Annotated in this window: 12 protein-coding genes; 1 reads left to right on the forward strand and 11 read right to left on the reverse strand. The window is 43.0% G+C overall.

Annotated elements, in window-relative coordinates; genetic code table 11:
• Positions 1-14: 14 nt before the first annotated feature.
• The 10 genes from glpK to AC3WTB_RS05055 all read right to left on the reverse strand — a co-directional run bounded on the left by glpK (position 15) and on the right by AC3WTB_RS05055 (position 11212).
• The gene (gene glpK / locus AC3WTB_RS05010; protein ID WP_039177444.1) at positions 15-1511 is read right to left on the reverse strand and encodes a glycerol kinase GlpK; all 1497 of its coding nucleotides are present in this window, start codon (positions 1509-1511) and stop codon (positions 15-17) included.
• 15 nt (positions 1512-1526) lie between these two features.
• Entirely contained in the window at positions 1527-2342 is an 816-nt protein-coding gene (locus AC3WTB_RS05015; RefSeq protein ID WP_039177442.1) for an MIP/aquaporin family protein, read from the reverse strand.
• Between the two features lie 214 nt (positions 2343-2556).
• Positions 2557-3114 carry a glycerol-3-phosphate responsive antiterminator gene (locus AC3WTB_RS05020; RefSeq protein WP_034663739.1) on the reverse strand — a complete coding sequence of 186 codons (558 nt, stop codon included), beginning with the start codon at positions 3112-3114 and terminating at the stop codon, positions 2557-2559.
• 150 nt (positions 3115-3264) lie between these two features.
• A complete protein-coding gene (locus AC3WTB_RS05025; protein ID WP_106025335.1) occupies positions 3265-4605 on the reverse strand; it encodes an aspartate aminotransferase family protein in 1341 nt (446 codons plus the stop codon).
• 255 nt (positions 4606-4860) lie between these two features.
• On the reverse strand, positions 4861-6453 hold the full coding sequence (locus AC3WTB_RS05030) for a PucR family transcriptional regulator (protein ID WP_492333414.1): 1593 nt from the start codon (positions 6451-6453) through the stop codon (positions 4861-4863).
• Positions 6454-6486: 33 nt separating this feature from the next.
• The gene (locus tag AC3WTB_RS05035) at positions 6487-7404 is read right to left on the reverse strand and encodes an AEC family transporter (RefSeq protein ID WP_039177433.1); all 918 of its coding nucleotides are present in this window, start codon (positions 7402-7404) and stop codon (positions 6487-6489) included.
• A gap of 284 nt (positions 7405-7688) precedes the next feature.
• Positions 7689-8105, reverse strand: a complete 417-nt coding sequence (locus AC3WTB_RS05040; protein ID WP_492333415.1) for a VOC family protein — start codon at positions 8103-8105, stop codon at positions 7689-7691.
• A 229-nt stretch (positions 8106-8334) separates the two neighbouring features.
• Entirely contained in the window at positions 8335-9873 is a 1539-nt protein-coding gene (locus AC3WTB_RS05045) for a bifunctional GNAT family N-acetyltransferase/carbon-nitrogen hydrolase family protein (protein WP_012009394.1), read from the reverse strand.
• A 15-nt stretch (positions 9874-9888) separates the two neighbouring features.
• Entirely contained in the window at positions 9889-10554 is a 666-nt protein-coding gene (locus AC3WTB_RS05050; protein WP_041089572.1) for an HAD family hydrolase, read from the reverse strand.
• Between the two features lie 310 nt (positions 10555-10864).
• A complete protein-coding gene (locus tag AC3WTB_RS05055) occupies positions 10865-11212 on the reverse strand; it encodes a DUF5365 family protein (protein WP_041089569.1) in 348 nt (115 codons plus the stop codon).
• Between the two features lie 109 nt (positions 11213-11321).
• Here AC3WTB_RS05055 and AC3WTB_RS05060 point away from each other — a divergent pair, with 109 nt between their 5' ends.
• Complete coding sequence (locus AC3WTB_RS05060; RefSeq protein ID WP_492333416.1) at positions 11322-12230, forward strand: RluA family pseudouridine synthase; 909 nt, start codon at positions 11322-11324, stop codon at positions 12228-12230.
• Positions 12231-12267: 37 nt separating this feature from the next.
• On the opposite strand, the gene srtD is transcribed toward AC3WTB_RS05060, so the two are convergent.
• Complete coding sequence (gene srtD / locus AC3WTB_RS05065; protein ID WP_041089565.1) at positions 12268-12834, reverse strand: class D sortase, LPxTATN-specific; 567 nt, start codon at positions 12832-12834, stop codon at positions 12268-12270.
• Between the last annotated feature and the right edge of the window lie 26 nt (positions 12835-12860).

Genomic DNA, 12860 nt, shown 5'->3' on the forward strand with positions numbered 1-12860 from the left:
ACCATACTTTTGGTTTATTTGAAAGCTTGAGCTGCTTTTACAGCCTTTTTCCACCCGCTGTATAACGAGTCACGGCTATCCTCTTCCATTTTAGGGTCAAAGCGCTTGTCAAGATTCCATTGTTTTGCAATGTCTGAACGGTCGTTCCAGAAGCCAACTGCTATTCCCGCAAGATAGGCCGCACCGAGTGCCGTCGTTTCATTAATTTCTGGACGCTCTACTGGTACATCCAGCAAATCACTTTGGAAGCCCATTAAGAAATCATTCTTTACAGCTCCGCCATCTACACGCAAAGTTTTTAATGAGATGTTTGAATCCTTTTCCATCGCATCTAAAACATCCTTCGTTTGATAAGCAAGTGATTCTAACGTTGCACGGACAAAGTGCTCCTTAGAAGTACCGCGTGTTAATCCGAATACAGCGCCTCTGACATCACTGTCCCAGTATGGTGTGCCTAGACCAACGAATGCTGGAACGACATATACGCCCTCTGTTGACTCAACGCGCTCCGCATAGGCTTCGCTGTCTTTTGAGTCTTTAAACATTCTCAGCCCGTCGCGCAGCCACTGAATTGCTGAACCAGCTACGAAAATACTTCCTTCTAAAGCATATTCAACTTTACCGTCAATGCCCCATGCAATTGTCGTTAATAAACCATGATCCGACTTAATTGCTTTTTCCCCTGTATTCATCAACATGAAACATCCTGTACCATACGTGTTCTTTGCCATTCCTTCTTCAAAGCAAGCCTGACCGAATAGTGCAGACTGCTGGTCTCCCGCCGCTCCTGCAATCGGGATATTTCTGCCGAAGAAGTGATAGTCTGTTGTTTCACCATAGATGTGTGAAGATGGTTTTACCTCCGGAAGCATAGAAGCAGGTACGCCAAGGATATCAAGTAGTTCTTCATCCCATTTCAGATCGTAAATGTTGAACATTAACGTTCTTGACGCGTTGGAGTAATCTGTGACGTGTGATTGACCGCCTGTCATCTTCCAAATGAGCCATGTATCGATTGTGCCAAACAGCAAGTCGCCATTTTCTGCTTTCTCACGAGCACCTTCTACATTGTCTAAAATCCATTTTACTTTTGTCCCTGAGAAATAAGCATCAATGAGAAGACCTGTTTTATTTCTAAACGTTTCATTGTGTCCTTGCGCTTTTAGCTCTTCACAAATGCCTGACGTTTGTCTAGACTGCCAAACAATTGCATTATAAACAGGTGCGCCTGTATGTTTATCCCAAACAACAGCTGTCTCACGCTGGTTCGTAATGCCGATACCGGCGATTTGATCTGCTTCAATGCCTGATTCAATTAAAGCAGTTGAAATGACGGATAGAACAGAGCTCCAAATTTCATTTGCGTTATGTTCTACCCAGCCTGGGTTCGGAAAATATTGATTAAATTCCTTCTGAGCTGTATGTGCAATTTTGCCTTCTTGATCAAATAAGATCGCCCTTGAGCTTGTTGTCCCTTGATCTAAAGCGAGAATATATTTTTCTTTTGCCATGGTGTTTTCCTCCCCTTACATACTTTCATTTACAGCATTTGTTTGATTTTTCGTAGAGACATAGAGTCCTAACAATACCACAACTAAAATAACGCTTACAATCCAAAAGGCTGGAGTGATGTTCGCTTTAAAGGCTGCATTGTAGAAAACACCGCCAAATGCGCCGCCTAAAATTGGACCAACGACTGGCACCCAAGCATACTTCCAATTCGATGGACCTTTACCTGGAATCGGTAGAATCGCATGAGCAATTCTCGGACCTAAATCACGTGCAGGATTGATTGCATAACCAGTTGTTCCGCCTAATGAAAGACCAATTGCGACAATTAAGAAACCAACAATCAGCGGATTGATTCCGTCTGCGAATTTATTTGCACCAATCGCTAAGATTCCTAGAACCAATACAAATGTACCGATGACTTCACTAAGTACGTTTGCAAAAGTATGCGGAATCGCAGGACCAGTTGAGAATACACCCAGCTTTGCACCTGGATCGTCTGTTGCTTTCCAGTGCGGTAAGTAATGTAAAAAGACAATAATAGCTCCTAATAATGCGCCAAGCATTTGACCGGCAATATACATTGGTACATCAGCCCAAGGAAAACTTCCTTCTAACGCAAGCCCGATTGTCAGTGCAGGATTCAAATGCGCTCCGCTGATTCCACCTGTTGCATAAGCTGCTATGGCTACTGCAAATCCCCATCCGAAAGCGATTACAATCCAGCCGGACTGATATGCGAGCGATTTCTTTAAATTGACTGCCGCACATACACCGCCTCCAAAAATAATAAGCAGCATTGTACCTACGACTTCACCCCAAAATGGTGTCATGAAAATTCCTCCTCTGGTTCAGTTGCCATCCCCTATGAATGTGTAAAAAAGATAAAGAAAAAAGATCCACAACAAACATACTTTACATCAGGGTCATTTGTCACCTAGTAAAGCGCTGTTGTGGATCTCCGTTTCTCCATCACATGATATTAACTTAGTGCTATAGTATCAGAGGATGAAAACGTTGTCAATCAATTTTCACATTTTATCTTTTTCACTTTTGGAACGCTTTCCAAAGGGTTGTATTCGATGTTGTCACAGCTGTAGCACCTGCTTCAAGCGCTCTTTCTACATCTTCTTTTGTACGGATAAACCCGCCTGCAAATATTGGAATCCCAGCTCGCTCGCGCACTTCTGTAATGAGATCCGGCACCACCCCTGGCAATACTTCAATAAAATCTGGGCGATGTTTCCCTACGAACTCCATGCTTTTTTCCATGGCACTTGTATCAAGTAAAAACATTCGCTGAATGGCATATACCTTTTTTTGCTTGGCTTTTACTATGACAGAAGACCTAGTAGAAATGATTCCTGCCGGCTTCATTTCCTGACAAATAAATTCGGTTCCATACTCATCATGTTTGATCCCGTGAATGAGATCGACATGGACAAACATTTTTTTATGATGGGCATTTGCCTCATTCATGATGCCTTTTAGCCGGCCTAAATGGACATCAAGTAAGACCCCATATGTAAATGGACTTTTTAAAAATTCCTCAAATTGCTTCATATTGCGAACAGCAGGTAGAATGGGTTGATCATGAAAACTCATATGCCGTCTCCTTCAAAGTGTATTGGTTCAGTCATCTCCTAACAGTAATAGAATCTCTTCTATTTTTCAATACACCTAGTGTATCCAATGCCGTTTTTACTTAGCAGCGTATGTGCTTTTTCCATAGAAAAAAGCAGAGAAATCTCTCTGCTATAACTGTGCCATGCTTTCTTTAAGCGTGTTCATAATAAATGAGGCGTCTTCGTCTGTTATATTGAGCGGCGGTGCAAGCTGGGCAACGTTATTATAGCCGGCAACCGTATCACCATTTTTCCCAATGATCAGTCCGCGTTTTTTACATTCTGCAATCAATTGACCGACAACCTGTGGATCAGCTGGTTTTTTGGACTGTTGATCCTGGACAAGCTCAATTCCAAACAGCAGGCCTTTTCCTCTGACATCACCGACAAATGGATGCTCTTTTAACTCTTGCAAACGTTCAAGCATGTCTTGCCCAAGCGTGTCAGACCGTTCTACTAATTTCTCGTTTTCCATGATCTCTAAGTTCGCAAGGGCAACCGCACAGGAAGCAGGGTGACCGCCAAATGTATTCACATGGCGCAGCCTGTCATACGTATCTTCCCCTGCGTAGGCTTCATAGATTTCTCGTTTCACGCACGTTGCAGAAAGAGGTAAATAGCCGCTTGTGATTCCTTTTGCCATTGTGATGATGTCCGGCTTTACATCTTCATGCATAAAACCAAACCGCTTCCCTGTCCGGCCAAAGCCGCAGATGACTTCATCTACAATGAGAAGCGCCCCATGAGCCTCACAGATGTCTTTAACCTTCTTCAAATACCCTTTTGGCGGCATCAAGATACCGCCGCCTGTAATAATCGGCTCCATAATAACTCCAGCAATGGTCTCACTTAGTTCCCACGTCATGGATTGATCGATTGCCGCTGCACTTGCCAAAGTTTCTTGATCCTCAGGATGACGATACATATCAGGCGGTGCGACATGGATAAAGCCTTGACCTAATGGTTCATATTTATATTTACGCTGCGCCTGCCCCGTTGCGGCAAGGGCAGCTGCTGTATTGCCATGATACGACCGATACCTGGAGATGAACTTTGTTCTTGTGCTCTCTCCTTTTTGCGCATGATATTGTTTGGCGATCTTAAATGCGGCTTCATTGGCTTCAGAACCGCTGTTAGAAAAGAAGATGACATAGTCCCCTCCAAGCCATTCATTTAGCTTTTCAGCCAATTGAATCGCTGGCACATGACTTTGCGTCAGCGGATAATAAGGCATTGTATTTAGCTGCTTATATGCCGCTTCTGCAAGCTCTTTTCTGCCATAACCGGCATTTACACACCAAAGACCTGACATCCCGTCTAAATAGCGATTCCCATGAATATCTGTCACCCATGCGCCTTCTGCCTCGTGAATAACCATGCTTTCATTTTCCTTGTTTGTCCCTTTCATATGATGCCAGATCAACTGATCATCTTTCGCCTGAAGATTTTGAGCCTGCTCATGTATTTTCATCTTCCCGCCCCCATGTATCCGTTTTCATCACTAAAGAAGCTTAGACCGGTTCAGCAGCACATTGCCTCTCCATTCATTATATGGATAAAAAGGGAGGCATATGAAACTGAAACTAGGCCGCCTGTAAGAGAGAACCAACCGTTACTTTCATTATAAAAAAGGGGCCGGGCTGATTACATTAGACAGATCGTCAACTGATTGAAAAGAACGATAAGACATTCTACTCGGGTGCCTTAGCAAATCTAACAAACCTCGTTAACGGCGATTTCCTTGCAGGAATTCATATGCAAGAATCGCAAATTCAAGCGCCTGTCGTTTCGGGGCCTGCATCATATCCTCGCCAAGCAATGAATGCAGTTTATCTAGTCTATGATAAAGGGTCTGCCTGACAATAAAGAGCTGGCTTGCAGTTTCCTTTTTAGAACCGTTTGTCTGTAAAAAGATATTCAGCGTTTGATAGAGTCTTCCGCTATTTTGCTTATCATATAAAAGCACAGGCTCCAAATACTCTTTCACCATACATTCAAGCAGTCCGCTTTCCTGCATGACAGGCATGAGACGGAGCATATGCAAATCTTGATAAAATGGGCTTTCCACCCGCTGGGGCATCACTTTCTTTAAATGCAGCACTTCTTTGGCTGCTTGAAAGCTTTTTCTCATATGCTGAAACTGCTCACAATATGGACCGATGCCAAAATTGATCACGGTTCCGCGTGGCTGCTCCCGATCATACAATTGTTTGATGTCGCTTGCAGCCTTCTCTGCACGCTCTTTCCAGTCTTCTTTCTTTCTCGTGTTCAATAAAATAAACAAGGTTTGTCCTTGATGCTCATACGGAATCAAATGGAAACCCGCACGCTGAAAGATGGAGCGGCACGATACGAGAAAATATAGATTTCCTGCGATTTCTTCGATTTGATGATGCTTTTGAAAGAGCATCACGACACAGCCGGTTGGCTTTTTCAATCCTTCTGTTTCTTCAAGATGCTCTAATATATCTCTTTCTGTATGCTCTTCTTGGAACCATTTTTGCAGCCATTCGTTCTCTTTGGTCTTCTTCAATTCTTCTGTATAAAGCTCTCTTAGCGTTTGCTGGGCCAGAGCATTTGCTCCTTTATCCATTACGAGCAGTTCAAATTCTGAAAGTGTGTTTGTTTGATGAATGAGCACAAGGTCAGCAAATGTCTGCTTGAGTGCAAGCACTTCTTTTTTGGTCACTTCGTATCCTTTTGGCAAGGAAGCAAAATGTAAATAATTCATGACCAGCTCTTCGGTTTGTTTGGAGGAATCACATACAATAATCGGCTCCCCCTGAACAGGAATGAGTAAAAGAATGCCCCTTACGTGCTGATACACTTGATCCAAAATATCCATCTGCGGATGGGGAGTCAGTAAAAGCTCATTCAGCTTTGATGATAGTGCTTCTAGATCAGCCATCATTTGATACTGGCGTTCAATCATCATCGTATGGAGATGCTGTGTGATGTTGACGAATTTCACTTCTTTTGTAAACAAAATCAGCGGAAAATCTCTTTCTTCTGCATACACAATCAGTTCTTCCGGCACATCGAATCTGAGCGGAACAAATTCAATACACAAGCCTGCCGCACCGGAATCGATCAGCTGTTTTAAAAATGCTTGAAACACATCCAATTGATCATGGAATCCTGCGGCTGTTGTTAGTATGAGCTCTCCCCCATTTAACAAATCTTCTACAGCAGGCACTTCTAACACATGAACCCATCTGACCTGCCGAAACAATCCCTTTTCTCCTGCTAACACTTTCGCATGGGCAAAATACTTTGTTTTCAACACATCACTCACTTGAAAATGAACATCTACATTCATTGATATGTCCCCCTTTGTTTTGCCGCCTATCCCCTACCCCAGAGGGTGCATAGATAAAATCCATAATAAAACTGGTAATGTCACGATGCTTAAAACGGTACTGAGAAATGTCGTGCTTGAGACAAACTCAGGCTTCGTTCGAAATTGTACAGCCATGAGCGTAGTATTTGCTGCTGTCGGCATCGCTGCAACTAAGATCATAATTTGTTTCACGAGATCATCTACCGGTAAAATAAGTGTGAAGCCAAATGCGATGAGTGGTGAGATAAACAGCTTCAGCAATACAGCATAAGAAATGTTGCGATAATCCACTTGCTTAAAAGAAATGACGGCGAGCTGCATGCCTAAAATAAGCATAATCGTCGGTATGGCGGCATCTCCCACAAGCTGGACACCCGTCATCACCTCTTTAGGTAGTGAAAGATCCATCAGCTGAAATAATAGACCGAGGAGTGCCCCATATGCAACCGGCATACGCAGCACTTTTTTCAGCACGACCTTTCCATCCCCTGCATCCTCTCCGCCCTTTGCTGCATAATACATACCGATCGTACTCATGACAAGCTGCTGCAGCACCATTAAAACGATGGCAATATCTAAACCAGCTGCTCCGAAAACAAGCAGGACAACAGGCGTGCCGTAATTCCCATTGTTCATAAATGCTGACGACAGAATCATGGCACAATACATTTCCTTCGAATAACCATAGATACGAGATAAAATAAAGACACATAAAACAAGTGAAAGACAAAGTCCGACGACAAAAATAGATAAGTACACATAGTCCATCGACACTTTGTTTTGATAAAAGGTTTCAAACGCAAGAAATGGTGACATTAAATATAAAGACATTGATGAGAGCGTATGTATGTCAAAACCAATGGCCTTCTGCCCAATATACCCGATAAGGAAAATACCGAACACTGGCAGTAAGACAAGTAAAAACTCCATGTTGCACCTACTTTTCTCTAGATGAATTCCTATTTTTTGTTTCCTCATAATCATACCACTGTTAAACAATAAAAAAGAAGCGACCTTATAAAAGGCCGCTTCTGATTATTGGCAAAGGGCTAAAATGTTCTTTATTTTAGCCCTTTGTCTTCTTTTCAGTGTGATTGAAAACCTTTGCAGTCTAGGAAGGACGAGTACCGGAGCGGAGCGAATTTGACATTCGTGAGCACCGGAGCGCAGGCCTGACACCGAATGCAAGGGTTTGTCTACACGCTGAAGCACCCTTATGAAAGGCTGCTTCTCACCTCATCCAAATAGAACACTTCCCACAAATGACCATCAAGATCCTGAAAGCTCCAACCGTACATGAACCCATGATCCTGCTTTTCCTTAAACGGTGACCCGCCTGCTGCCATCGCCTGCTCCACCAGCTCATCGACCTCTTTTCGTGAATCAACCCGCATAGAGACAATGACCTCGGACCCCTGCCTTGCATCCACCAATTGCTTCTCTGAGATGGTTTGAAAGTGCTTATGGGTTAACAGCATGACCGTAATGGTGTCACCAATGACCAAACAAGCTGCCTGATCATTCGTCAGCTGCTCTTGAAAATCAAAACCCAGCTGCTCAAAAAAAGCCTTTGATTCCTTGACATGCTTTACCGGTAAATTGATATACAAATGTTTAGCTTGTCGCCCCATTTTCCTCTCCTTTTTGAACACATGATCTCGTTTCAGTATATTCAGATTTTACTCGAGCATCCCTTTATCACATGAAAAAATAAGCTTTCCTCCTTCTTTAGCTTATGTTTACAATATATTATGATGAATCTCGAACAGGTGGCTACGAAAGCCTTAGCTCGTCCAGCTGCTATGTCATTTTAAAAAATGTCATCAAAAAGAAGCGCCTTGTGGTAGGCGCTTCCTTTCATTATTTCTTATATTCAATATGGTACACATCTCTTCTTCGGTCTTTGAGCTGACGTACCGTTCCATCTTGCCGCTGTCTTCTTAAAATTTCTAAATCGACATCGCCAACGACAACCATTTCTATATTCGGATTACACTCTCCTACAATCCCATCTCTTGCAAATTCAAAGTCAGATGGGGCAAAAATCGCTGATTGTGCATATTGGACATCCATATTTTCGGTTTGCGGAAGGTTTCCGACAGTTCCAGAGATGACGGTATAAATCTGGTTTTCAACCGCTCTAGCCTGTGCACAATAACGCACTCTTAAATAGCCTTGACGGTCTTCTGTACAGAACGGAGTAAAAATAATTTTAGCTCCTTTATCAGCTGCAATCCGAGCCAGTTCAGGAAATTCAATATCGTAGCAAATTTGGATCGCAATTTTACCACAGTCCGTATCAAATACCCGAACCTGATCACCTGCTGAAATCCCCCACCATTTTCTTTCATTCGGTGTGATATGGAGCTTATATTGCTTTTCAATCGTTCCATCACGTCTAAATAAATAAGCGATATTGTAGATTTTCCCTTCCTCTTCAACGAAATGGGATCCACCAATGATATTAATGTTGTACTTCACAGAAAGGTCTGTGAACAAATTAATGTAGTCCTCGGTATATTCCGTGATACGCTGCACTGCAAGACTTGGGGAGCGCTCCTCTAAATAAGACATGAGCTGCGTTGTAAAAATCTCTGGGAATACGGCAAAGTCAGCTGACGCATCTGATGCGACATCAACATAATACTCCACCTGATTCATGAATTCCTCAAAGGAATGAATTTGTTTCATCGCATATTGAATGACGCAAATACGAACTGGGAACGCCGATTTATAATATCTTTTCGATTGCGGACGATAATCGACATTGTTCCATTCCATTAACGTGGCATATGTGCTGGATGCCTTATCATCCGGCAAATAATTCGGATTAATCCGCATGAGGCTGAATTCATTTAACAGCTGAAAAGATAAAACAGGGTCATAAATTTGGTGAAGCATGACCTGCTCCACATATTGGCGAGGCGTCATTTCCTCTTGGTATTTATGATAATTCGGGATGCGTCCGCCAATAATGATACTTTTCAAATTTAATCTTCTTGCTAAGTCTTTTCTTGCTTCATATAAACGATGGCCAATTTTCATGCGGCGGTACTCAGGACTAACCATAACCTCAATTCCGTACATATTCATCCCATCTGGATTATGGTTTGTGATGTACCCATCATCTGTGATGTCCTGCCAAGTATGACGGTCATCGTATTCATCAAAGTTAATTAATAAACTTGAACAAGAGCCAATGATTTCCCCCTCAAATTCAGCACAAAACTGACCTTCTGGGAAATGCTCAAGATGGCTTTCAAGATGCTCTCGTTTCCATGGGTCCATGCCCGGAAAGCATACCTCCTGCAAGGCAATGATTCGGTCAATATCTTCTTCCCGGATATTACGGATCACCATTCTTTTTTCAAACCGCGTTAAATCGAGTTTTTCTGCCATGATGTTTTTGCCCCCTTACTGATCCTCTTTTTCAAGCTGATGGAATAGCTGGAGCAATTCGATTTCAGCCATGGATTCTAATCTCACATCGTATTCTTCAAATTGCAGCGTGCTCGTCACTTTGTTTGGGACGATGACGCATTTCATGCCTGCCCGTTTAGCAGCCACTGATCCATTCACTGAATCCTCAAAAGCCACACAATCCTTTGGCTCTACACCTAAACAGCTTGCGGTTTGCAAATAAAGCTCTGGATGAGGTTTGACTTCTTCCACATCATCTGACGTGCGGATACATTCAAAGTAATCAAAAAGACCAATTTGCTTCAGGTGATCAGACACCCATTTATAGTCTGAGCTGGAAGCAAGTCCAATCTTGATCCCTAGCTCCTTCGCTGCCTGTAAATAAGCTTCTACGCCAGGTCGTGCTGATTCATCCTTCATTCTCTTTTGAAAACGAGAACGCCGGTCCGCTGTGAGTGCCTCATGATCGAGCGTCTTTCCTAGCTGTTTTTCTAAGTATTCAAACGGCTTAAAGCCTGCCTGCGTCCCGATGACGTTGCCCCAAACGGAAAGAGGCAGCTCTGACTCATGCTCCGCAAACATTTCTTGTAAAACTTCATATTCATGTGTTTCTGTATCTAAAATTAATCCGTCAAAATCAAATATAATCGCCTTTACCAACGAGGCCACTCCTTTTTTTTACGAAAGTCTTTAATATGATACTCAATGCTATCATATCGTGAATAAAATTGACTTTCAAAGATGAATGTCTGCTAAAATAATTATGTATAAAAGGAGCCTGTACCATTTTGTCAGGCTCCTACCCGTGTTCGGTTCATTCTGCAAGAGATCCAAGCGCTCCGATTCGTGGAGAAATAGGCAATGTTGAAAAAGAGCGGGTTTGGTATTACAGATCTAAAGGTTTCTCCGTTCCCTTAAAAATAGTATGTGCGGCAGCCTTGTAAGTTAACAAGGAAGTTCACACCAACTTTTACGCATTTTGAAGGCGGCGGCTGGCAAAATCGTCTAAATCAAACGGGAAAGAAAAGCCGCATGCATTGACCTGCTCACGGTTTCGCTCGAATAGCTCACGATCACACTTTGTAATATGGCGTTTAGGTTTTACAATAATGGTATGTAATAGCTGAAGTCCCGATAAAATACGAAAAGCATCGTCCATCGTTCCGTTATAAACCCCTTCAACAAAGGTTAGCGGGCGTTCTTTTTGGCGCGCAGCTGGGTCTTCACCGACAGCATGGGATAGAAGATCTTCAACATCCTTTGATATTTCTTCAATTGCCTGCTCTTGCAGGTCTGTAGCAGCTTTCATTATTCTCACGTGACATCTACCTCTCTGTCGTTATTTCTCCATTCAGAATAGCACAGAAAAAAAGGCGTTCGCCAAGGTAAGTGTTTCCTATATATACCCAAAGAGAGGAACGGATATCATGAACATTCAAGGACACACGCTCTCGCTAAAAGTAGGTGAGCAGCATCAAGATACTTCACTGAGTCAGTTTTTAAAAACAGCCGTGTCGGCTTCAAAACCGATTATCCATTTTTGGATGGAGCATCAAAAAGTACGTTTAAATCAAAAGCCTGCCCATCACGCGGCAAAAGTCAGTACAGGTGATCACATACTGATCGATTTTTTTGAAACGGAAGAAAGTGATGTGACACCAGAATATGGTGAATTAGAGGTGCTTTTTGAGGACGAGCACTTATTGATTGTGCAAAAACCCGCTGGACGACCGACGCACCCGAATGAAAAGGGACAAACGGGCACACTGGCTAACCTTGTGGCCTTTCATTTTCAAGCAAATGGCGAGGAAAAGCGAGTGAGACATATTCACAGACTCGATCAAGACACAAGCGGCACGGTCATTTTTGCTAAACACAGGTTAGCTCATGCTGTGCTTGATCAAATGCTTTCTAAAAAAACGATCAACCGAACCTACATCGCCATCGCAGAAGGTCTTTTCAAGAAAAAGAAAGGCACTATTGATGCAGCAATTGGCCGTGACAAGCATCATGCCGTCAGACGAAGAATCTCTCCTACTGGTCAAAATGCTGTCACTCACTTTCAGGTCATGGACAGCAATAAACGTCTGCAAATGACAGCCGTCAAGCTGCAACTTGAGACCGGAAGAACACATCAAATTCGAGTCCATCTTAGCAGTCTCGGGCACCCTTTAGCTGGAGATACACTTTATGGCGGAGCTCGTCATCATATCAATAGATGCGCTCTCCACGCCAAACAAGTAGACATGACACATCCTTTTACAGGTGAGCACCTGAGCATAGAAGCACCGCTTCCTCTAGATATGTCCCAGCTCATGGACGAAATTATCCATTAAAAAAAGAGCCTGCATTTAAACAGCAGGCTCTTTTTCTTTAGACAGATGCTCTTTTTGCATAAATAATGTACCGCTCTGGTGCATTGCCAACGAAATGAAATGGATAGCATGTCGTTAACACCAGCTCTTCCTTTTTATTCTGCAAAGTAATAATGGATGTATCATGCTGATCCACGATTTTCGTATGTGTGATTTCATAAACAAACTCACCATACGGCACAGTGATTTTCAGCTGATCCCCAATATTCAGTTCACCTGTTCGGCGAAATACCGTGTCACGATGGCCAGATAGGACGATTTGTCCCTTCTGATCTGGGTAATAACTGCCTTTGTAATGCCCGACTCCTTTGGCAAGATCATCCGCATCTGTCCCTTCGACAATGGGTAGGTCTGCTTTTAATTTCGGAATCGTCAGGATGCCAGAGGCTTTCCCCACATCAGGAGAAAACTGCTTCTTTGACATCCCTTGATCGTCCGCTACCGCTTTCTTTGCATCTTCTAATGATTGTGCCGTTTGAAGGTGCGTAGAGGCGATTTGCCAAATTCCCCAGCCGAGCAAGACAATTCCTGCTGTCATCACAGTAAGTGCAAGCCACTTTTTCATGCTTAAACTCCTTTACCTGTTACATT

It is taken from the genome of Bacillus sp. EB106-04-04-XG123, assembly GCF_058791855.1.